The sequence below is a fragment of the Thiosulfatihalobacter marinus genome (genome assembly GCF_016019955.1).
Lineage (GTDB): Bacteria > Pseudomonadota > Alphaproteobacteria > Rhodobacterales > Rhodobacteraceae > Shimia > Shimia marinus_A.
Map to the genome: position 1 here is coordinate 38229 of NZ_JAECRZ010000002.1, position 22199 is coordinate 60427.

Genomic DNA, 22199 nt, shown 5'->3' on the forward strand with positions numbered 1-22199 from the left:
TGCGCTCAAGATAGGATAATCGCGCCAATTCGCAACGCGTACAGGGCAAATGATGCAGAAAAATCACCTGGCCGTCGCGCGCCCGGCCGAGCGCGGGCGACAGGCATACCGATCATGCGACATCGAACCGGTTGGCCTTTGTTGCGGGCAACGATAGGGTGCGCCACGAAGCCGGCTGCGCAGAGGTGGACCATGGAAGATCGGGGTGTTTTGGGATCACTGGTTGACCGGGCTGTCATTCGGATCGGGGCGCTGATCATCCTGATCTGGAAATGGCGGGCCAGCCTGTGGTTCCGGCGCGAGCATGGCCGGTTGCCGCAGCTATGCCCGCCCAAGGGTTTCAACGACAAGATTTTCTGGCGCAAGATCGTAGACCGCAATCCGCTGTTCGTTGTCTTGAATGACAAGATTGCCGTGCGCGACTGGGTGAGCCGTCAGGCACCTGGTTTGCAACTGACCAGGCTGCTTTGGACGGGTGCTGACCCGGAGGCGCTTCCTGCGTCGCTGTTGGACCAGCCGGTGATGATCAAGCACAACGCCTCGTCCGGGTTCAATATTCACTATGACGGGCAGACGCCGCGCCGCGACGACATGGTGGCCACGCTGAAGGCCTGGATGGCGCGTACCTATGGGACGCGGTTGTCGGAATGGGCCTATGGGCAGGTGACGCCGGCGATACTTGTCGAAGAGATGCTGGGTTATGACGATGGCAGCGCGCCGGACAATATCAACGTACATGCCAGCCGGGGCGCGGTGCTGTTTGCGTCGGTCTATCGTGGTGACAAACGGGGACGGCGCGAAATCGGGTTTTTCGATGACAGCGGCGCGCGGCTGGCGATGCAGATGATGGACGAAGTGGACCCGTTGCCGCAGGATTGGGTGCCTTCGGAGACGTTGTTCAAGGCGCTCGAAGGGGCCAGGGCGCTGTCGCGCGACGTGGATTACGCGCGCTGCGATTTCATGGCCACCGAGGCGGGTATCTGGTTCAACGAGATGACAACCTACACGGCAAGCGGTCATCTGAAGCTGGACAATCCGACACTGGTGGATCGGCTGACGGAAGGCTGGGACCTGCGGCAATCATGGTTCCTGACGACGCCGCAGACCGGGCTGCGCGAAATCTACCGCAAGGCGCTGGTGCGGGTGATGGACCGCCGCCAGGCGGTGTCTCAGTAACCTTCGAACAGCTCGGTCGACAGGTAGCGTTCGGCAAAGGAGGGCACGATCACCACGATCTGTTTGCCTGCCATGTCGGGGCGCCGGGCCAGTTGGGCACTTGCCCAGATGGCCGCGCCCGAGGAAATGCCCGCCGCGATCCCATCGACCCGCGCCAGGTGACGCGAGGTTTCCAGCGCGTCGTCTTCGCCGACGGCGATCACCTCGTCAACCAGGGTAACATCAAGGTTGTCGGGGACGAACCCGCCGCCGATGCCCTGGATCTTGTGCACTTCGTAATGCCCGCCCTTGATGGATTGCGCCTTTTCCGGTTCCACCGCGACCATTTTCAGGCCGGGCTTGAGCGGCTTGAGCGTGCGCGCCGTGCCGGTGAAGGTGCCGCCGGTGCCAATTCCGGCGACCACCACATCCACGCCGCCCCGGGTATCGTTCCAGATTTCGCGGGCGGTGGTGCGTTCATGCACCAGCGGATTGGCGGGATTGTCGAACTGGCTGGGCCAATAGGAATTGGGTATCTCTTCAAGCAATTGCCGGGTTTTTTCGATACTGGCGGAAATGCCCGGCGCCTTGGGTGTCAGCACCACTTCGGCCCCCAGAAACCGCAGCATCCGCTGACGCTCGACGGAAAAATGTTCGGGCATCACCAGGATCAGGCGATACCCGCGCGCCGCCGCGACAAAGGCAAGGCCGATCCCGGTATTGCCCGAGGTGGGTTCGATCAGCGTCATGCCGGGGCGGATCTCGCCGCGCCGCTCCAGATCGAGGATCATGTTGACGGCGGTGCGGTCCTTGACGCTGCAAAGCGGGTTGAAATATTCGAGTTTGAGCAGCAAATCGCCCACAAGCCCCTGTTCGCGCGTGAAATTCGGCGCGCGCACCAGCGGCGTGTTTCCAATGGCGTCCAGCAAGCTGTCATATATGCGTCCGCGTCCCTGGGTGGATGGCAGCATGTCGAGGTCGGAATCGTGCGAATTCATCAATGTCTCCGATCGGCGCGGCAGGGCCGGGCACGGTGCGTGAAAATGGACTGCGACGAGTGGAGCGGAGTTTCACGGGAGGGTCAAGGCAGACAACGCCGCAGGCCCTGGCCGCGTCGGACCCGTGCACGGGAATGTCACGGGGGAAGCGTGCCGAAAAGCGCCAAAAGCATTCGACCTTTGGCCTGCTTCTGGTGACCGGATGCCCCGGTTCAGCGGACAAAAATGGCGCGGGGCGGTCGGATGAACGCCCCGCGCGGATGGGTTACACCAGATCGAAGCGGTCCGCGTTCATGACCTTGGTCCAGGCGGCCACGAAGTCTGTGACAAACCGGCCCTCACCATCATTTGCACCATAGACTTCCCCAAGGGCGCGCAACTGAGAGTTGGAGCCGAAGACCAGATCGACCCGCGTGCCGGTCCAGACCTGATCGCCGGTTGCGCGATCATGCGCGGCGTAGACGCCGGGCTGATCCGGCAGGGGCTTCCACGCATTGTCCATGCTCAGCAGGTTGACGAAGAAATCGTTGCTCAGCGCGCCGACGCGATCGGTCAGAACCCCGTGCGACGATCCGCCGTGGTTGGCGCCGATCACCCGCAGCCCGCCAACAAGAACCGTCATTTCCGGCGCCGTCAGGGCCAAAAGCTGGGCGCGGTCCACGAGCAATTCTTCGGGCGAGACCGAGTATTGCGCCTTTTGGAAGTTGCGGAACCCGTCGGCCAAAGGTTCGAGCGGCGCGAAGCTGTCGACATCCGTCTGCGCGTCGGTGGCATCCGTGCGGCCCGGTGCGAAAGGCACCGTGACATCATGTCCTGCGGCCCTGGCGGCCATTTCCACGCCAACATTGCCCGCCAGAACGATCAGATCGGCCAGCGACACTTTCTTGCCGCCGGAAGTATCGGCGTTGAAGGCATTCCGGATGCTGTCCAGCACGTGGAGAACGCGGGCCAGCTTTTCTGGCTCGTTGGCTTCCCAGTCCTTTTGCGGGGCCAGCCGGATGCGCGCGCCATTCGCGCCGCCGCGTTTGTCCGAGCCACGGAAGGTAGAGGCCGATGCCCAGGCGGTTGACACCATCTCTGCCACCGACAGTCCGGATTGCGCGATGCGCGTCCTGAGGTTGGCGATATCCGCCTCGTCGACCAGCGGGTGATCGACAGCGGGCACATTGTCCTGCCAGATCAGTTCTTCCTCGGGCGCTTCCGGGCCAAGATAAAGGGCACGGGGGCCAAGATCGCGATGCAAGAGCTTGAACCAGGCGCGCGCAAAGGCGTCTGCAAAGGCATCCGGGTTTTCAAGGAAATGGCGCGAGATCGGTTCCAGTGTCGGGTGCATCCGCAGCGACAGGTCCGCCGTTGTCATCATCGGGGCGTGGCGCTTGTCCGGGTCGTGCGCATCGACAACCATGTGTTCCGGTTTCACGTCTTTTGCGACCCACTGATGCGCGCCTGCCGGGCTTTTGGTCAGTTCCCATTCATAGCCGAACAGCACTTTGAAATAGCCGTGATCCCATTGTGTCGGGTTCGGTTTCCACGCGCCTTCGATGCCCGAAGTGGTGGTGTCGCCACCCTTGCCCGAGCCGTAGGCGTTGATCCAGCCCAGCCCCATATGTTCGATCTCGGCAGCTTCCGGTTCGGCGCCAACAAGGTCCGGGTCGCCCGCGCCGTGGGCCTTGCCGAAAGTGTGGCCCCCCGCCACCAGTGCGACGGTTTCTTCCGGGCTCATCGCCATGCGGCCGAACGTATCGATCACGTCATCGCCCGAGGCAACCGGATCGGGATTGCCATCGGGGCCTTCGGGGTTCACGTAGATCAGGCCCATCTGGACGGCGGCCAGCGGATTGTCCAGATCGCGATCGCCCGAATAGCGGCTGTTGGGCTTGTCACTGGTGGCCAGCCATTCGGTTTCGGCCCCCCAATAGATATCTTCCTCGGGTTCCCAGACATCCGCACGGCCCCCGGCAAAGCCAAAGGTTTGGCCGCCCATGGATTCAATGGCGACATTGCCGGCCAGAAGCATCAGATCGGCCCAGGAGATATTGTCGCCGTATTTCTGCTTGATCGGCCAGAGCAGGCGGCGGGCCTTGTCAAGGTTGCCGTTGTCGGGCCAGCTGTTGAGCGGCGCGAAGCGCTGAGTGCCGGTCGAGCCGCCGCCGCGCCCGTCGCTGATACGGTAGGTGCCGGCGCTGTGCCAGGCCATGCGGATGAACAGGCCGCCATAGTGGCCATAATCCGCTGGCCACCAATCCTGGCTGTCGGTCATCAGCGCGTGCAGGTCTTTTTTCAGGGCGTCATAGTCCAGCGCTTTGAACGCCTCGCGGTAATCAAAATCCGGCCCCATCGGATCGGACAGCGCGGAATGCTGGTGCAGGATCCGAAGGTTGAGCTGATTGGGCCACCAGTCTCGGTTGGAATTCACGCCAAGCGTGGCCTGTGCGTGCATCACGGGGCATTTGCCCCCGCCGTTCATGTCATTTCCGTCCATGTGGTCCTCCTGTCGTGTTTCAGCATTGATTCGGACGGCGTGTTCCGTCCGTTCGGGCAGAGCCTAGCAAGGATTTAGGATTATTCTAAGTTGCATTTTTTCATCGTGATGATAGTTTTTTCTTATGATCAATATCACCCTGCGTCAGCTGCGCTATTTCGAGGCGCTCGCGCGGCATGGCCATTTCGGCCACGCCGCCGAGGCCTGTGCCATATCCCAGCCGGCCTTGTCCGTGCAGATCAGGGAACTGGAGGACACGCTGGGTATGCAGCTTTTCGAACGGTCCGCGCGCAAGGTGCGGCTGACCGGGTTTGGCGAAGAGTTTCACGGCCGGGCGCAGAACGTGCTGCGATCGGTCGAGGAACTGGGTGACATGGCCCGTGCGGCACGGGGCGGATTCACCGGGCGTCTGCGGCTGGGGGTGATCCCCACGATTGCGCCCTATCTCTTGCCCGACATCGTTGGCCGGCTGGCGCAGCGGTGGCCGGAACTGGATGTACATGTGCGCGAAACGCTTACGTCAACGCTTTTGCGGGAACTGGCGGGCGGGCGGCTGGACGCGGCGATCCTGGCGCTGCCGATCGACGATCCGGGGCTGAGCGAAGTCGAGTTGTTTTCGGAGGAATTCGTTCTTGTGCGGCCCGAAACGGACCGCGCCAAGCCGATGCCCGGCGCGGATGCGCTGCGCGAGATGCGGCTGTTGTTGCTGGAAGAGGGGCATTGTTTTCGCGATCAGGCGCTGGCCTTCTGCAATATCCGCCCGTCCGTCACCGGTGACGGGCTGGACGGCAGCAGCCTGTCGACGCTGGTACAGATGGTTGGCGCGGGGCTGGGTGTGACATTGATCCCGCAAATGGCGGTGCCGGTGGAAACCCGTTCGGCGCCGGTGGCGGTGGCGCGGTTCGCACCACCCGCGCCGCAGCGCCGGATTGGCATGGTCTGGCGCCGCACCAGCCCGCTGACCGCGCAACTCGGAGAAATCGCGGAGGTGGTGCGCCAGTCGGCGGAAAAATCAGCGCCCCAGCTTTGACGCGTCGCGCGCCAGGTCTTCGATCCGCGCCCAGTCACCTGAAATGAGCGCATCCGACGGCGCGACCCAGCTGCCTCCCGCGCAGATCACGTTGGGCAGGGACAGGTAGTCATTGGCGTTGCCGGGGTTCACGCCGCCGGTGGGGCAAAAGGTGATCCGGGACAGGGGGCTGGCCAGTGACCCCAGTGCCCGGGCGCCGCCCGCGGCCTCTGCCGGGAAGAACTTCAACATGTCATAGCCGCGTTCCAGAAGCCGCATCGCCTCGCTGGCGGTGGCCGCGCCGGGCAGGAGCGGCAGGCCTTCGGCCTCGCAGGCCGCAAGCAGCGTGTCGGTGGCGCCAGGCGAGACCCCAAAGGTCGCTCCGGCGGCCTTGGCGGCCTTGACATCATCCGGCGTCAGCAACGTGCCCGCACCCACCATGCCGCCGGGCACCTGGGCCATGCGGGCAATCACATCAAGCGCGGACGGGGTGCGCAGGGTGACTTCGAGCGCGGGAAGCCCCCCGGCGATCAACGCCTGCGCCAGCGGTACGGCATGATCGGCGTCGTGCACGACCAGTACCGGAACGATTGGCGCGGCCTGGCAGATGCGCCGCGCTTCGCGGCTGGCGTCCTGGGGGGTGATCGGCATCGGGTGGTGTCTCCTAAAAGATCGAGGCGCCGTCACTGGCGGCGCCCACGGCGTTGCGGAATGCGGTGAACAATTCACGCCCGGTTCCGGCCTGCGTGTCGCTGAGATCGGCGGTCGCAAGCGGGCGGGTATCGAGATCGTCCACCAGGATGTCAAGCGTTCCGGTACTGGCATCGACGCGCACCAGATCGCCGTCCCGTACCCTGGCGATCGGGCCACCATCCAGCGCCTCGGGGCTGACATGGATGGCCGCGGGCACCTTGCCGGATGCGCCGGACATGCGCCCGTCGGTGACAAGCGCCACTTTCTGGCCGCGCCCTTGCAGGATCGACAGGATGGGCGTGAGGCTGTGCAACTCTGGCATCCCGTTGGCGCGCGGGCCCTGAAAACGGACCACGACGATCACGTCGCCGGCCAGTTCACCGGCCTTGAACGCGTCCTTGACCGATTGCTGATCGTGGAACACGCGCGCCGGGGCCTCGATCACGTGATGTTCGGGCGCCACGGCGGACACTTTCATGACGGCGGTACCCATGCGGCCGGTCAGCCGCTTCAATCCGCCGGTGGGTTGGAACGGATCGTTGGCCGGGCGCAAAATTGCGGTGTTCAGGCTTTGGCCGCTGCCCGGTTCCCACGTCAGAACCCCGTCGATCAGCTTGGGTTCTGCGGTGTAATTGTGCAGCCCTTCACCGGCGACGGTCCTGGTGTCGGGGTGCAGCAACCCGGCGTCCAGCAGCTGACCGATCATGTAGCCAAGTCCGCCGGCGGCATGGAAATGGTTCACATCCGCAAGGCCGTTGGGATAGACCCGCGCCAGAAGTGGCGTGACCTCGGACAGTTCCGAAAAATCCTGCCAATCGAGGATGATCCCGCCCGCGCGCGCCATGGCGACAAGGTGAATGAGCAGGTTTGTCGATCCGCCCGTGGCGTTCAGGCCGACGATACCGTTTACAAACGCCTTTTCGTCCAGGATGTCGCATACCGGGGTATAGGTGTTGCCCAGGGCGCTGAGCGACAGGGCGCGGCGCGCGCCTTCGCGGGTCAGGGCCTCGCGCAGGTCGGTGTTTGGGGTGACAAAGCTGGCGCCCGGCAGGTGCAGGCCCATGAACTCCATCAGCATCTGGTTGGTGTTGGCGGTGCCGTAGAACGTGCAGGTGCCCGGCCCGTGATAGGCGGCCATTTCCGCCGCCATCAGGGCATCGCGCCCCACTTCGCCAGCGGCGAATTTCTGGCGCACCTTGGCCTTTTCGTCGTTTGGCAGGCCGCTGGTCATCGGTCCGGCGGGCAGGAACACGGCCGGAAGGTGGCCAAAGGCCTGGGCGCCGATCACCAGGCCCGGCACGATCTTGTCGCAGACCCCCAGAAACACGGCGGCGTCAAACGTGTTGTGGCTGAGCGCAACCCCGGTGGCCAGCGCGATCACGTCTCGCGAAAACAGGCTCAGCTCCATGCCGGCCTCGCCCTGAGTCACCCCGTCACACATCGCCGGAACCCCACCCGCAACCTGCGCGGTGCCCCCGGCGGCGCGCACGGCATCGCGGATCAGGGCGGGGTAGGTTTCAAACGGCTGATGGGCCGAGAGCATGTCGTTATAGGCGGTGACGATGCCCAGATTGCCGGCGCTTTGAGTGGCCAGTCTGGATTGATCCACCCCGGCCCCGGCATAGGCATGGGCCTGGTTGGAACAGCTCAGATGCGCGCGCGCCGGTCCTTTTGAGCGGGCGGTCGCCATCCTGTCGAGATGGGCGCGCCGGGTTGGTGCGCTGCGTTCGATGATCCGTTCAGTGACAGTCGCAATGGTTTGGTGGAGCGTCATTTTGCGCACCCTTTCCGATTGGTACAGTGTGCAGACCGGCGCCTAGGCGCCGATGGCCCGCCAACGTCTTCCATCCTGATGCATCAGCATCAGGGCTTCTTCCGGCCCCGATCCGCCCGAGTCATACGCCGCGGGCTGTTGATTGCCGTCTTCCCACGCGGCAATGATCGGATCGGCCCAGGCCCAGGCGGCCTCGACCTCGTCTCCGCGCATGAACAGGGTCTGGTCGCCCCGGATCACATCCATGATCAATCGTTCATATGCGTCCTGGGAATGCAAGTCGCTTCCCAGCGCGTCGGCAAAGGTCATGTCCATGGCCACCTCGGTCAGGCGCATCCCGCCGGGGCCGGGTTCCTTGATCGTGGTGCGCAGGGTGATGCCTTCGTCCGGTTGCAGCCGGATCACAAGCGCGTTGCCCTTGCGCCCTTCCATCTTGGGAAAGATCATGTGCGGTGGATCGCGGAACACAACCGCGATTTCCGAGGCCCGCGCCCGCAGGCGTTTGCCGGTGCGCAGATAAAACGGGGTGCCCGCCCACCGCCAGTTGGCGACGGCCAGTTTCATGGCGACGAAGCTTTCGGTCCGGCTGGCCGGGTTTCCGGCGTCGCCGCGATAGTCGTTCTTTCCGTTCCATGCGCGGTATTGCCCGCGCACGATGTTTTCCGGCGCCACCGTTTCAAGCGCCTCGATCACCTTGACCTTTTCGTCGCGCACCGCGTTCGGCTCGAACCGCGAGGGCGGTTCCATCGCGATCAGGCACAGCAATTGCATCAGGTGGTTCTGCACCATGTCCCGCATGGCGCCGGACTGGTCGTAATATTCACCCCGCCCCTGGACGCCGATGCTCTCGGCCACGGTGATCTGGACATGGTCGATATGTGTGGAATTCCACAGCGGTTCGAACAGCGAATTGGCAAAGCGCAGCGCCATCAGGTTCTGCACGGTTTCCTTGCCCAGATAATGATCGATCCGGTAAATTTGTGTTTCGTCGAAAGCCTGCAACAGGTCGGCGTTCAGCGCTTTGGCCGTTTCAAGATCGTGGCCAAAAGGTTTTTCCACGACAATCCGGCTTTCGGCTGTTGCGATGCCGCGGGTGCTGAGCTGTTTCGAGATCGAACCGAACAGGCTTGGGGAAACCGAGAGATAGAAGGCCCGCGTGGTATCCGCGCGCAGGGCCGCCCCGAGTTCGTCCCAGCCCGCATCACCCTTGGCGTCGACATGCACATAGGTGAGGCGGCTCAGAAAGGCGGCGATCGTTTCCGGCGTGCGGTCGGGTTCCGCGACGAACTCTTCAAGCGCGGCGCCGACCAGAGCCCGGAATTCCCCTGAATCCATCTGCGAGCGCGCGGCGCCAATGATGGCTGCGTCCTCGGGCATCTGCCCCACGCGGAAACGGTGGAACAGACCGGGAAGGATCTTTCTGCGGGCAAGATCTCCGGTGGCCCCGAAGATCACCAGATCGAACGGAGAGACCGGAATAACGCGGGCAACCATGTCTAGCCAACCATCTTGAGCGGCGCGCCGTTGCTGTCACGCAGCAGGGCGCCCATGCGGCGTGCATTGTCCAGCATGCGGTTGGAAAAGCCCCATTCATTGTCATACCAGCTGACCACACGCACCAGACCGTCACGGGTGACGTTTGTTTGCGGCGCGGCAAAGACGGACGAATGAGGATCGTGGTTGAAATCGATCGAAACGCAGGGATCCTCTTCGTATCCCAGCACACCGGCAAGCGGACCTTCGGCGGCGGCCTTGATCGCGGCGTTCACCGCGTCGCGCGTGGCGGGGCGTTCCGGCGTGAATACCAGATCGACCATCGACACGTTGGGCGTGGGAACGCGCACGGCCGAGCCTTCAAGCCGGCCTTCCAGTTGCGGCAGCACCAGCGAAATGGCGCGCGCCGCCCCTGTGGAGGTGGGGATCATCGACATCGATGCGGCGCGGGCGCGGTAAAGATCCTTGTGATCCGTGTCATGGCTGGGCTGGTCGCCGGTAAAGGCATGGATCGTGGTCATGTACCCGGTCTTGATGCCAAAGGCGTCGTCCAGAACCTTGGCCACCGGCGCGAGGCAGTTGGTGGTGCAGGAGGCGTTGGACACGATCAGGTCGTCGGCGGTCAGCTCGTCGTGGTTGACGCCGTAGACCACTGTCCGGTCCACATCCTTGCCCGGGGCCGAGATCAGCACGCGGCGCGCGCCGTTTTCGAGGTGCTTGCCGGCGCTTTCACGGGTCGTGAACAACCCTGTGCATTCCATCGCAATGTCGACATCGCCCCAGGGCAGATCCTGAGGGGCACGGATGGCGGTGAGCCGGATTTCCTGACCCGCGACGCGCAACGTGTCGCCGTCGAGCGTGACGGGGGCGTTCAGGCGGCCATGCACGCTGTCGTATTTCAGCAGATGCGCCAGACGCTCTGGCGGGGCCAGGTCATTGATGGCCACGACTTCGATATCCGTGGCCTTGCTTTCGATCAGGGCCCGCAGAACACCGCGGCCAATGCGGCCAAATCCGTTGATGGCGATTTTTGTGGTCATTCCAGCTTTCTCCTGTCATCCACCAGCGCCATAAGGATATCGGTGGCGCTACCGTTAGCGCTATCGGTAGTCGGAATACACCCAAAAATCAACCAAAATATGCGTGTGAAGTGCCGCAGCTATTCAGGCTTGCGGATCGGCGCGATCTGGCCGACCATCGCGCCATGGGAAAAAGGCTTTTGCTGAAAGACATTGCCCGGCTGGCCGGTGTCAGTGAAATGACGGCCTCGCGGGCCTTGCGCGGGGCGCCGGATGTGTCCGAGGCGACGCGGCGCAAGGTGGAAGAGATCGCGCGGCGGGTGGGATATGTGCCGAATCGCATTGCGGGCGCGCTGGCTTCAAACAAGGTCAATCTTGTCGGGGTCGTGGTGCCCAGCCTGAGTTCGTCCGTATTCCCGGAGGTGCTTTCGGGTATTTCGGCCACACTGAAAACGACGCCGCTCAAGCCGGTGATCGGCGTCACGGGCTATGATCTTCTGGAAGAGGAGGAGGTCATTCGCGAAATGCTGAGCTGGCGCCCGACCGGTCTGGTGGTGGCGGGGCTGGAACATTCCGAGGCCGGACGCCGCATGTTGGCGGCCGCGGATTGCCCGGTTGTCGAAATCATGGATGTTGACGGCGATCCGGTGGCGCATTGCGTGGGAATTTCGCATCTGGAGGCGGGTCGGGCCATGGCGCGGCTGATGCTGGAACGCGGCTATCGGCGGATCGGTTTCATCGGGACCAAGATGCCCCAGGATTTCCGGGCCGAAAAACGTCTGCGCGGGTTTCTGGAGGCGTTGAGCGAAGAGGGAGTGGCGTTGTATGACAAGGAGTTGTACGCGGGCGGGTCGTCGATCGAGAACGGGCGGCTGCTGACCGCCAAAGTTCTGGAGCGAACTCCCGATATCGAGTGTCTCTACTTCTCCAGCGATACCATGTCGGTTGGTGCCTACATGCATTGTTTGGCCAATGGTTTGGCGGTTCCCGGTGATCTGGCCATTGCGGGGTTCAACAATCTCGATCTGTTGCGGGGACTCCCAATGGCGTTGGCGACAACCGATGCGCACCGTTTCGAGATCGGAGAGCATGCCGCCCGGATCGTCCTTGAGGCGGGAACGACAGCGGACAGGCGACGAAAGATCAGGCTGGACCCGCAGATCACCACGGGGCAATCGCTTTAGCCGGGCTGGGCGCGGGACCGTTCCAGCGCGCGGGCGATCAGGGCCGGGATCGCGCCAGTCTCGCCTAACGGCGGAAGGGTTTCCCCTTGAAATCCTGCTTTTTCAAGCGCTTCGGGGATGTCTTTGCGGCAATGGTCGCCCTCGAGCGCGAAATACGGCAGGCAGACCGCCCGAGGCCCAAGCCCGCGCGCGGCGTCTTGGACAAAGGGGGCCTCTTCAACGAAGCCTGTCACGATGGCGAGGCCGGGCATCAGGGTGGACAATTGGTCCGCGAATGCGCGGGCGGATTGTGCGGCGCGGGGGCCGCGGGCCGATCCATGGGCGGCCAGCAGCAGTGTGGAGCCGGCCTCGGGCCAGCTCGCGCTGGCAAGATGCGTGCGCACAAGCCCGGCCGCCAATGCGGGCAAGTCAGGGTCAAATCCCAGCGGCGGCAGAATCTCGACGCGGGCATCCCCAAGCCGTTTTGGCAGGACGCGGCCAACGAACCAGCCATCGGCCATGAACATCGGAAACAGGGCGGAGCCCGGTGGCAAGGCGGCAACCTCTTTTTCCAGGCGACCGGGCGCGGCAATGGTCGCCGAGCGGAGTTCCCACCCCTCCAGATGCGTGGCGACCTGCCGGGCCAAAGCGGCCAGCCTGATTTCGGGCGGCTGTGGGTCCGAGGGCTGGCCGTGGGCGACGATCAGGGCCGATTTCGGTGTGGCAATGCTCACGCGGCGGTCTCGACGGCGGCGCGCAGGTCGTCGGGCAAGTCAAACTCTTCCAAGGCGCGCGCCCGGGCGTTGGAAGACATTTTCCGCGCTGTTTTATGAACGATATCAATAACTTTTTCGTGTGTATGCTTGGCGGCAAAAGGGGCGAAATACCACTTGAGAAACACGAAGCAGATCACATCTTCGAGCGCCTGCACATCGGCGTTGCGCTTGATGCCCTCCTTGCGCAGCATTTGCCCGACCGTGGCGATGTCTTCTGCGCCATATCCCGCATCGGCCATGATCTCGCCGGTTCTTGCGGCGTGATGCGCTGCCAGATCGCGGCGCCATGTCAGATAGCCGACGCGGCCCTGGGGATAGTCGGCCCGTTTCAGCACCCAGCGCTCGATATGCTGGCCGCGCGCGGCGATGCGCAGCGTGTCCGGCGCGTTGGGGAAAAGCCGATCGAGTTCGGCGCTCATCCGATGGCCGTAAAGCTGTGCCTCGGGCTGGCCGTCATCCTGTCGCGGGTCTTGCGCGTTGGCGGCATCGATGGCGGCAAGGACGGTATCGAGTTGTCTCATGTCTGTCTGGCTCCACGGGCTGGATCGGGGTGCGGCAAATCTATGGGCGGCGCGGGAGCGGGGCAAGGCGAACCGCCCCGATGGGGCAAAAAACCGGCATCGGCGGCACGTCGGTATCACGTCGGTATTGTGTCGGCGTGATTTTCGACAAAACGGCGCAGGTTTTCCGTGTCGAGCGGTTTGGTCAGGAGATGGACGCCGGCCCGGGCGCAGGTCTCTGGCAGGGCGGCATCGCGGGTGGCGGTGATCACACAGGCGGGTATGGTGCCGTGGCGCGCGCGCAACGCGGCAATGGCCTCAAGCCCGGTGGCGCCGCCGTCCAGCTGATAATCGGCGAGAATCGCGTCCGGGGCGATGTCGATTTCGTCGAGCAGCGCCAGCGCCTCGCCGCCGTCGGCGCAGGCCAGCACATCCGCGCCCCAGCCTTCGAGAGTCAGCGTCAAGGCTCCGCGCAGATCGGTATCGTTTTCGATCAGCAGCACGATTCTTTGGGCAAGGTGTTGCGGCGTGGCAGGTGGTGCGGCGACGGGCGGGCGCGAAAAGGAGTCGGGCGCCAGGGCCATCGGCAGTTCTATCGTGAACCCGGTGCCCTGTCCCGGGGTGCTTTGCATGTTCAGCGGGTGGTTCAGCAGGCGGCAGGCGCGATCGACAATGGCCAGGCCCAATCCAAGCCCTTCGGCCGCGCTGGCACCGGCCTCGACCCGATGGAATTCGTCAAACACTTTCTCTTGCTGGTCCTCGGCGATGCCCGGCCCGGAATCGCGGATCTCGACGATCACGCGGCCAGATTGCAGATGCGTCGATACCGCGACGTGGCCGCGATCGGTATAGCGCAGTGCGTTGGATATCAGGTTTTGCAGGATGCGCCGCAGATAGGTGGCATCGCTTTGAACCGTGACGGGCGCGGTATCCACGGTGAAATTCAGACTCTTGTCGCGGGCCAGCGGGGCCATTTCGTCCTGCAACTGGTGCAGCATGTCCGCCAGCGCGATATCGGACACATCCACCGCCGCGGCGCCGCTGTCCAGGCGCGAGATGTCCAGCAGCGCGCCAAGGATGTTTTCCACGCTTTGCAGAGCGCCGCCGGTCTTGGCCATGCGTGCGCGCAGTGCGGGATCCGTCAGGTCGCTTTCCAGAGAGGCCACGTAAAGCTTGGCGGCGGACAGGGGTTGCAAAAGGTCGTGGCTGGCGGCGGCGACAAAACGGGATTTGGACGCATTGGCCCGTTCGGCCTCGGCCAGGGCGTCTTCCAGTTCCAGAGTGCGTTCCGTCACCCGGCGTTCCAGGGTTTCGTTGGCCTCGGAAATGGCGCGCACGGCAGCGCGTTCGGCGGAAATGTCCGTAAAGCTGATAACAAAGCCGCCATCCGGCATCTGTTGGGCAAAAACGGCCAGCGTACGGTCAGAACCCACGCCGATTTCAAAGCTGAGCGGTGCGCGCCGGGTCTGGCTGGCCGCCCAGTCTGCCAGGGTTGTGGCGCCGACATCGGGTGGGAAGCGCATATCGCGGGCCAGCCTGTCGTGGATCGCGCCGAAGGGCGCTCCGATGCGGAACCTGCCCAGCGGAATCGACAGCAATTCGCCCACGCGCCGGTTCCAGCCCACCAGGCGCGCGGCGCCGTCGAAGATGCAAACCCCCTGGTTGAGATGCTCCAGAGTTGCCTTGATCAGCCGGGCCTGATCATCCAGCAACCGCTCGCGCTCCTGGCGTTCCAGCATCACCATGTCCGTGACATCGGTTTGCAGCACCACGGTACCGCCATCGGGCGTGCGGTGTTCGCTGACCTGCAACCAGCGGCTGCCGGCCATGCGGGCATTGAATACCACGTGATCGTCCTTGTGGCGGGCCATGCGCCGCGCCGCCCAGTTCAGGGGTGTCATGCCCTCCGGAAGCGACAGATAGGGGCTTTGCGACACGAGTGCGACGTAGTCGCGAAACGGCAGGCCCGGTCTGAACAGGTGGTGGATATCGCGCATGTGCTTGCCAAACCGGCTGTTGCACATGACCAGCATTTCGTCGGCATCGAACAGGGCAAAGCCTTCCTGCACGGTTTCGATCGCGTTGGCGAGATTGGCGCGGGCGGATTCGGCGGCGGCATTTGCCTGTGCCAGCTGGGCATTCGATTCGTTGAGAAGATCCAGCGCGCGTTCCAGTTCACGGGTGCGGCTGCGCACCTCGTCCTCAAGCATCACGGCGCGTTCGAACTGTGCGTAGGCCATGCCGGCGGAATCCGTGCTTTGTTCGGCCCGGCGCATCAGGGTGCCGACAATCCTGAGCAATTTGGCGTTCTGCCGCTCGATGCTGTCGGTCGGGTTGATCAGGCTATGGGGCATCGGTCAGCGTGTTTTCGGCGGGTAGATCGCCATGCCGGTCAGGGTTTGGTTGACATGCATCGAGTTGACCTGTTCGCCATAGGTGGAAAAGCCAACCGCGCGATGCCGGGACAGCAGGCGCGAAATGTCGCCGGTAAGTTGTTTCTGTTCTGCCTCGACCCGGCGCAACAGGCAATCGCAGGCCAGGATCATGTCGGGCGGGCCGTCATCGGAAAGCGCGCGCAATTCGCGATCAAGATGGGCGACCATGTCTTCGGGTTCGGCAAGCCGCAATACCACGCCTTCGTCGATGGCCGAAAAGAACACGAGGTCGCCGTTTTCGGCAACTCTCTGGATGGCGCGCACATGGGTCTGGTCGCCGATGCGCACGACCACGGGATGTGCGGCGAAGGTGAAGGTCGAGAGATGCTCGGGGTCTTTGCCGAGCAGGCGGGCATATTCGCGCGCGGCGGGTTCGGCGTTGATCTCGTGCACAAGCCGGCGCGCCGGATCGGCGCCGGTGACGACCATGCGTCGGTCGGTGGGTTGCAGGTGGTCGGTCTTGAACACGCGGATCGGGCAATCCGACCGCATCTGGATCAGCACGGCGGCATTGGTGTGGCGTTGTCCGTCATGCAAGATCCACGTTGTGCCAAATGTTTCGCCATCCCCGGCGGAACCGCCAAACAGCGGCACCGGACCAAGCCCCAGCGCCAGTTCCGAGGCCAGTGCATCCTCGCGCGTTGACAGCCCGTCGACCAGCAGAAAGGCACATTCCGACGACCAGTCGGGATGGGTGCTGGCCAGCGCATTGCGGTTGCGGATCATCGCGGCGGTCAGATCCTGGGGGTGAAGTGTGGTCAGATCGTCTATCAGCATTGTCGCGGCCGCAAAATGCGCGTCGGGCAGGCCGATGGCGACGATCTGGCCTTCGGTGTAGCCTGACTGGCCGATCTCGCCAGCCGTGGTACAGCCGACCACGCGGGCCGGGGCAAGTGCCGAAGTGGCGTCTGGCAGGAAGCGGTCGAGATCGGTGGCAGGCGAGACAAACAGGATGACCATCGCCAGATCGGCGGGGCGCAGGGTATTGGCCAGGCGCAGGGCGGCATCGGGTGCGTGGCAATCGACAAAAGCGGTGCGCAGTATTCCGCCATCCCTGTCGTTTGCCGGGCGGATGGTGTCCGCGCCGGGCAGGTCGCCGATGCGGCTCATTCCCATTTCCTCCCTGTATGCGGGTGCCAGGATAGAGGCACTATCCGCCGCCGCGCAAGACTTGCTCGAAGCTGGCCTGCTGGGCGATAAGCACCGCTTGCGTGCGGCTGTGAACCCCCAGCTTGCGCATGATCGCGGTGACGTGGGCCTTGACCGTGGTTTCGGCGATCGACAGGTCAAAGGCGATCTGTTTGTTCAGCTTGCCTTCGCAGATCAGGTGAAGGATACGCGCCTGCTGGTTGGTCAGAGAAGCCAGCCGCGCCACCGCGTCATCCCGTGATGCGGCCTCGGGATTTTCCAGAAGGACACATCCGTCCGGCAGGTAGGTTTTGCCGCGTTCCAGTGTTTCGAAGGCGCGCCGGAAAATTTCGCGCTGTGAATGTTTGGGGACAAATCCGTTGGCCCCGGCGTGGATCGCGGAGCTGACCACCCGGTTATCGGCCATCGACGAGACGACGACGATCCGGGCGGTGGTGGCGTTGCGCAGCCGCACCAGCCCGTCAAGACCGCTGACATCCGGCAGGTTGAGATCCAGCACGACGATATCGGGCGCGGGTCCGTTTTCCAGCAATGCCAGCGCATCCCGGAGGCATGCTGCCGTTGTGATGTCGCGCACATCGGATACGGCCTGAAGTGTCATCGACAGGGCGTCGCAGAACAGCGGGTGATCATCAATCACCAGCGCAGAGCGCAGCGGAACGGGAGGAGGGGCGGGTTGCGATGTGATCATCGGGAAAGTCTGCACTTTTCTCGCAGCCTAGCAAAGCATGCGCAGGTGACAAATGCGCCAAAGGTCGTAGCGCTTGCGGGCGGCGGAGGTTTGCCCGGACCGCGCCTTGTCCCTTGAAAGGTGCCAGAGCCGGGTTAGGTTCTGTGGGCAGTGATCAGCCATGAAGGACAAACCATGCCCAAGTTTCCATGTCGCACCGCGCTGGCGGGGGTCTTGTGCCTTGTGGCCTTGCCCGTCTTGGCCGATTTTCAGACGCTGGACGGTACTGTTGCCTATCGCGCGCGGATCGCGTTGCCGCCCGAGGCGATGGTCGCGGTCAGGCTGGTGGATATCTCGCGGGCGGATGCGCCATCGATCACGCTGGGCGCGGTGACGGTGCGCCCCGGCGGGCAGGTGCCGATCCCCTGGCGGCTGACATATGACGATGCGATGATCGCGCCGGGGCATCGGTTTGCGGTACAGGCGGAGATCACGTTGAAGGACGAGACCCTGTTCCGCACAACCCGTGTCTTTTCGGCACTGGGCGAAGGGGATCCGGACAAGGTGGATGTCGTGGTTGAAATGATGCCGCAGGCCGTGCCCGCGCCATTGGCGGGAACGTCGTGGATCGCGACCGAGGTGCCCGGTGCCACGCTGGACGGCGCGCGCCCGGCGCAGGTGCGGTTCGGACCGGAGGGTCAGGTCAGCGGGACCAGCGGGTGCAACCGGTTTACCGGTGCCTTCGAGACCGGACAGGGCGGGCTGAAGCTGGGGCCGCTGGCCAGCACGCGCATGGCCTGTATCGGAGAGCTGGACGCGCAGGAGCGGGCGGTATTTCAGGCGCTTGGAAATGTCGCCGGTTACGAGATCGAGGGTGATATGTTGATCCTCAGGGATGCCAGCGGCGCAACGGTCATGCGGCTGACGCGGGGCTGATCTGGATCAAGGACGCATCGCGTGTGCGGTATGTATTTCGGGCGCAACGCAACTCAGAGGACGCATCAGTCATGCTTCGCCTTGCTTTCATCCTGCATCTTTTCATCGGGTCCACCCTTGCCGGGGTTGGTGTCATCGCCGTACTGGTCGCCGGCACGAGCGCGCCGTTGCTGATCCTGACAGTGGCCGCGATCGGGTTTGTGCTGGCGTTCCCGGTCACCTGGATGGTTGCGCGCAGGCTTTATGAAGCGTGATCCAGCCAGGCCTGCACCGAGGCGATGAATTCATGCGGCTTTTCCGCATGAAGCCAGTGTCCCGCGCCGGTGATTTTGGCAAAACGTGCCTTGGGAAACAGGGCGCGGATCGTGGGGCGGTGATCGGGCAGGACATAGTCCGAGGTTGAGCCGGACAGAAACAGGGTTGGGCCGTCATAGGTTGCGTTCAGCCGGGGAAAGGCCAGGATTTTCGGCATCTCGCGTTCCAGCGTATCCAGGTTCAGGCGCCAGCGTTTTTCGGTCAGGTCAAGCGACTGGGTGAAAAAGCTGCGCAATGCCGGATCCTCCACCGTTTGGGCGAGTTGATCCATCGCCTCAGAGCGTTTGGACACGCGCGACAGATCTACGCGGCGCATCGACTGGATATGCTGGCTTTGGTCATGCGCGTAATCCACCGGTGCGATATCGGCCACGATCAGGCGATTGACCAGCTCGGGCCGTGTCAGGGCCAGAACCATGGCTGCCTTGCCCCCCATCGAATGGCCCAGCACATCCATCGGTTTGCCCTGCGCGGCGATCACCTCGGCCAGATCGGCGGCCATGTCTTCGTAGGAATGGCTGTCGAACCATGGGCTGTGGCCGTGATTGCGCTGGTCCACGGAAATCACCCGACGGCTGAGGCCGAGGCGTTTGCCGATGGCGCTCCAGTTGCGGCCCGAGCCATAAAGCCCGTGCACGATCATCAGGTCGGGGGCATCGCCGGGCGTGCCGTATTCGATAAGGTTCAACATGGCGCCGTGATAGCCCGGTCGGCGCGCCAGTTCCAGAGTGGTTGAGCCGCGTGCGCGACAGGTCTAGGGTGCCGCCATGATCGACCCCGCCGATATCGACCGCAAGATTGCCCAGTTGTTGATGCTGGCGCGCGACCACTATGGTGTGCGCGCCAAGTCATTGGATGGGGCGATGCGCAAGATCGGGCGGCGGGTGCCGTCGCATATCCATGCCCAGGCGCAGATTCTTGTGGATGCGGCGCAGATGGCGGGTCATCCCAAGTTGATGTTGCAGGCAGACGCCGCGCGCGTTCAGGCCGCGTTCGAGGCGGTTCGGGCGCAGTTCGCGGCCGAAGACCGGGCAGACCGGCGCAAGGGCGCGATCCTGGGCACGTTGGGGGCGCTGAGTTTCAACCTGATTGTGCTTGTGGTGCTGCTGATCCTGTTTTTGCGCTGGCAGGGCTTTGTATAGGGCGCCACCGCGCAGAACTTCGGCCCGTCCGGCAGATGTTTTCGGCAAAGCCGATCGCCGCCATCATGCGGTTGATCCGGTTGTTTTCCTGACGCGGTTTCGCCGGACACGTGGGCAGGCTCACGAAGTGAGCCACGCCCAACGCTTTGGGGCGCAGCTTGCTGCGGACGCAACGCGGCGGGAGCGCCCGGCAAATCGCAAACGCCGCCCCCGGGGGATCGGGGGCGGCTGTCAAGACCGCGCCATTTGCGCGGATCAGAGGTTCGGGTAAAGCGGGAAGCGGGCGCAGAGATCGGCGACCTTGGCCTTGACGGCCTGTTCGACGGCCCCGTTGCCGTCTTCGCCATTTGCCGCCAGCCCGTCGACCACTTCGACGATCATGTCGGCGATCTGGCGGAACTCTGCCGCGCCAAAGCCGCGCGTGGTGCCCGCCGGGGTGCCCAGGCGGATGCCGGATGTCACCATCGGCTTTTCCGGGTCAAACGGGATGCCGTTCTTGTTGCAGGTGATATGGGCGCGGCCCAGTGCCTTTTCGGTGGCATTGCCCTTGACGCCCTTGGGACGCAGATCCACCAGCATCACATGGGTGTCGGTGCCGCCGGTGACAATATCCAGACCGCCCTTCATCAACTGGTCGGCCAATGCCACGGCATTGGCGCGCACCTGTTTCTGATAGTCCTTGAATTCGGGTCGCAGAGCCTCGCCAAAGGCCACCGCCTTGGCGGCGATCACATGCATCAGCGGGCCGCCTTGCAGGCCGGGGAAGATGGCCGAGTTCACCTTTTTGGCGATGGCCTCGTCATTGGTGAGGATCATGCCGCCGCGCGGGCCGCGCAATGTCTTGTGGGTGGTGGTGGTGGCCACATCGGCATAAGGGAAGGGCGAGGGGTGCTCGCCCGCCGCCACGAGGCCGGCAAAATGGGCCATGTCGACCATCAGGTAGGCGCCAACCGCGTCGGCAATCTCGCGGAACCTGGCAAAATCGATCTGGCGGGGAATGGCCGAGCCACCGGCAATGATCAGTTTGGGCTGATGCTCCATGGCCAGCGCGGCCACTTCGTCATAGTCGATCAGATTGTCCTGCTTGCGCACGCCGTACTGGATGGCATTGAACCACTTGCCCGACTGGTTGGGCGCGGCGCCGTGGGTCAGGTGCCCGCCCGAGGCGAGGTTCATGCCCAGAATGGTGTCGCCGGGCTGGATCAGCGCCATGAAGGCGCCCTGGTTGGCCTGGCTGCCCGAATTCGGCTGAACATTGGCGAAGTCGCAGCCAAACAACTCCCTGGCGCGGTCGATGGCCAGTTGTTCGGCCACGTCCACATACTGGCAGCCGCCGTAATAGCGGCGTCCGGGATAGCCTTCGGCGTATTTGTTGGTCATCACCGAACCCTGCGCTTCCATCACGGCGGCGGATACGATGTTTTCGGAAGCGATCAGTTCGATCTCGTCGCGCTGACGGCCCAGTTCCCTGGTGATCGAGCTGAACAATTCGGGATCGCGGCTGGAAAGCGCCTCGGTGAAAAAGCCGGTGTCGCGCGTTTCGGTCATGGGGGTGCTCCGGTGCAGGTGGTGACGTTGGCGCAGTTCGTAGCGGAAAGCACATGCGGTTAAAAGGTCTCAAAGCGACGCAAATGCTTGTCACTGCGCCCTTGATGGTGCAGGTCATAAACATATGCCCCGATCGGAAACCTGTGTCGGGGCCGGGAAACCCGACGCGAGGCTGCCATGCCACAGAGAATCGCCTTTCTCGCCAGCGACGCCCCCGTGGCGCAAACCGCCCGCGCGGCCCTGGTCGGGCGCTATGGGAATTGCGATGTGGACAAGGCCGAGGTGATCGTGGCGCTGGGCGGCGACGGGTTCATGTTGCAGACAATGCACGCGACACAGGCGCTGGACGTGCCGGTTTATGGCATGAACCGGGGCACGGTCGGGTTCCTGATGAACCGATACAGCGAAGGCGATTTGCCCGATCGGCTGGCCGCGGCGGAGGAAGAGGTGCTGAACCCGCTGGCCATGCGCGCGACCTGCGTTGACGGCTCGGTGCATGAGGCGCTGGCGATCAACGAGGTGTCGCTGCTGCGGGCCGGGCCGCAGGCGGCAAAGTTGCGGGTGACGGTGGATGGCCGGTTGCGCATGGAAGAACTGGTCTGCGACGGCGCGTTGGTCTGTACCCCGGCGGGATCGACCGCCTATAACTACTCGGCGCATGGCCCGATCCTGCCGATCGGCTCGGATGTGCTGGCGCTGACCGCGATCGCGCCGTTTCGACCGCGCCGCTGGCGGGGCGCGCTGGTGCCGAAATCCGCGGTGGTGCGGTTCGAGATCCTGAACCCCGAAAAACGCCCCGTGATGGCCGAAGCAGACAGCCGCGCGGTGCGAAATGTGCGTTCCGTGGAAATCCGTTCGGAAATGGCGGTGCAGCATCATATCCTGTTTGACCCGGGTCATGGGCTGGAAGAGCGGCTGATCCGCGAACAGTTCGTCTAGCC

General features: G+C 63.8%; 20 protein-coding genes. 7 read left to right on the plus strand and 13 right to left on the minus strand.

Going from position 1 to position 22199, the window contains the following annotated elements; genetic code table 11:
• Positions 1-192: 192 nt before the first annotated feature.
• Complete coding sequence (locus I3253_RS03215; RefSeq protein ID WP_197916206.1) at positions 193-1176, plus strand: ATP-grasp fold amidoligase family protein; 984 nt, start codon at positions 193-195, stop codon at positions 1174-1176.
• On the opposite strand, the gene cysK is transcribed toward I3253_RS03215, so the two are convergent.
• Positions 1170-2153, minus strand: coding sequence for a cysteine synthase A (cysK, locus tag I3253_RS03220; RefSeq protein ID WP_232237099.1), 984 nt, complete (start codon positions 2151-2153; stop codon positions 1170-1172). The two genes, I3253_RS03215 and cysK, sit on opposite strands and share 7 nt — an antisense overlap.
• 265 nt (positions 2154-2418) lie before the next feature.
• Positions 2419-4635 (minus strand): catalase/peroxidase HPI, encoded by a 2217-nt coding sequence (katG, locus tag I3253_RS03225; RefSeq protein WP_197916207.1) that lies wholly within the window; start codon positions 4633-4635, stop codon positions 2419-2421.
• Positions 4636-4759: 124 nt separating this feature from the next.
• Between katG and I3253_RS03230 the strand changes: the two genes are divergently transcribed.
• Entirely contained in the window at positions 4760-5665 is a 906-nt protein-coding gene (locus I3253_RS03230; RefSeq protein ID WP_197916208.1) for a LysR substrate-binding domain-containing protein, read from the plus strand.
• On the opposite strand, the gene eda is transcribed toward I3253_RS03230, so the two are convergent.
• Genes eda through gap form a run of 4 tightly spaced genes read right to left on the minus strand, consistent with a single transcriptional unit; the run spans position 5648 to position 10645 of the window.
• Positions 5648-6295 carry a bifunctional 4-hydroxy-2-oxoglutarate aldolase/2-dehydro-3-deoxy-phosphogluconate aldolase gene (eda, locus tag I3253_RS03235; RefSeq protein ID WP_197916209.1) on the minus strand — a complete coding sequence of 216 codons (648 nt, stop codon included), beginning with the start codon at positions 6293-6295 and terminating at the stop codon, positions 5648-5650. The two genes, I3253_RS03230 and eda, sit on opposite strands and share 18 nt — an antisense overlap.
• 13 nt (positions 6296-6308) lie before the next feature.
• Entirely contained in the window at positions 6309-8111 is a 1803-nt protein-coding gene (gene edd / locus I3253_RS03240) for a phosphogluconate dehydratase (RefSeq protein WP_197916210.1), read from the minus strand.
• Positions 8112-8153: 42 nt separating this feature from the next.
• Positions 8154-9605 (minus strand): glucose-6-phosphate dehydrogenase, encoded by a 1452-nt coding sequence (gene zwf / locus I3253_RS03245; RefSeq protein WP_197916211.1) that lies wholly within the window; start codon positions 9603-9605, stop codon positions 8154-8156.
• A 2-nt stretch (positions 9606-9607) separates the two neighbouring features.
• A complete protein-coding gene (gene gap, locus I3253_RS03250) occupies positions 9608-10645 on the minus strand; it encodes a type I glyceraldehyde-3-phosphate dehydrogenase (RefSeq protein WP_197916212.1) in 1038 nt (345 codons plus the stop codon).
• A 164-nt stretch (positions 10646-10809) separates the two neighbouring features.
• On the opposite strand from gap, the gene I3253_RS03255 reads away from it, so the two are divergent.
• A complete protein-coding gene (locus tag I3253_RS03255) occupies positions 10810-11808 on the plus strand; it encodes a LacI family DNA-binding transcriptional regulator (protein ID WP_197916581.1) in 999 nt (332 codons plus the stop codon).
• Here I3253_RS03255 and I3253_RS03260 read toward each other — a convergent pair.
• From I3253_RS03260 to I3253_RS03280, 5 genes are all read right to left on the minus strand, one after another.
• The gene (locus I3253_RS03260) at positions 11805-12521 is read right to left on the minus strand and encodes a sirohydrochlorin chelatase (RefSeq protein WP_197916213.1); all 717 of its coding nucleotides are present in this window, start codon (positions 12519-12521) and stop codon (positions 11805-11807) included. The genes I3253_RS03255 and I3253_RS03260 overlap by 4 nt on opposite strands.
• Complete coding sequence (locus I3253_RS03265) at positions 12518-13084, minus strand: DUF4202 domain-containing protein (protein WP_197916214.1); 567 nt, start codon at positions 13082-13084, stop codon at positions 12518-12520. The genes I3253_RS03260 and I3253_RS03265 overlap by 4 nt, the downstream gene beginning before the upstream one ends.
• 116 nt (positions 13085-13200) lie before the next feature.
• Positions 13201-15417: a hybrid sensor histidine kinase/response regulator gene (locus I3253_RS03270; RefSeq protein WP_197916215.1), complete on the minus strand. Its 2217-nt coding sequence runs from the start codon at positions 15415-15417 to the stop codon at positions 13201-13203.
• A gap of 3 nt (positions 15418-15420) precedes the next feature.
• Entirely contained in the window at positions 15421-16608 is a 1188-nt protein-coding gene (locus I3253_RS03275; RefSeq protein WP_197916216.1) for an FIST N-terminal domain-containing protein, read from the minus strand.
• 40 nt (positions 16609-16648) lie between these two features.
• On the minus strand, positions 16649-17338 hold the full coding sequence (locus tag I3253_RS03280; protein ID WP_197916217.1) for a LuxR C-terminal-related transcriptional regulator: 690 nt from the start codon (positions 17336-17338) through the stop codon (positions 16649-16651).
• A gap of 174 nt (positions 17339-17512) precedes the next feature.
• On the opposite strand from I3253_RS03280, the gene I3253_RS03285 reads away from it, so the two are divergent.
• Positions 17513-18253, plus strand: a complete 741-nt coding sequence (locus I3253_RS03285; RefSeq protein WP_197916218.1) for an META domain-containing protein — start codon at positions 17513-17515, stop codon at positions 18251-18253.
• A 71-nt stretch (positions 18254-18324) separates the two neighbouring features.
• Positions 18325-18507 carry a CTP synthetase gene (locus I3253_RS03290; RefSeq protein ID WP_197916219.1) on the plus strand — a complete coding sequence of 61 codons (183 nt, stop codon included), beginning with the start codon at positions 18325-18327 and terminating at the stop codon, positions 18505-18507.
• Here I3253_RS03290 and I3253_RS03295 read toward each other — a convergent pair.
• Positions 18495-19259, minus strand: a complete 765-nt coding sequence (locus I3253_RS03295; RefSeq protein WP_197916220.1) for an alpha/beta fold hydrolase — start codon at positions 19257-19259, stop codon at positions 18495-18497. The genes I3253_RS03290 and I3253_RS03295 overlap by 13 nt on opposite strands.
• A gap of 76 nt (positions 19260-19335) precedes the next feature.
• Here I3253_RS03295 and I3253_RS03300 point away from each other — a divergent pair, with 76 nt between their 5' ends.
• Positions 19336-19710, plus strand: a complete 375-nt coding sequence (locus tag I3253_RS03300) for a hypothetical protein (protein WP_197916221.1) — start codon at positions 19336-19338, stop codon at positions 19708-19710.
• Positions 19711-19965: 255 nt separating this feature from the next.
• Here I3253_RS03300 and glyA read toward each other — a convergent pair whose 3' ends face one another.
• The gene (gene glyA / locus I3253_RS03305; protein ID WP_197916222.1) at positions 19966-21258 is read right to left on the minus strand and encodes a serine hydroxymethyltransferase; all 1293 of its coding nucleotides are present in this window, start codon (positions 21256-21258) and stop codon (positions 19966-19968) included.
• Positions 21259-21435: 177 nt separating this feature from the next.
• Here glyA and I3253_RS03310 point away from each other — a divergent pair, with 177 nt between their 5' ends.
• Complete coding sequence (locus I3253_RS03310) at positions 21436-22197, plus strand: NAD kinase (RefSeq protein ID WP_197916223.1); 762 nt, start codon at positions 21436-21438, stop codon at positions 22195-22197.
• Positions 22198-22199: the final 2 nt, after the last annotated feature.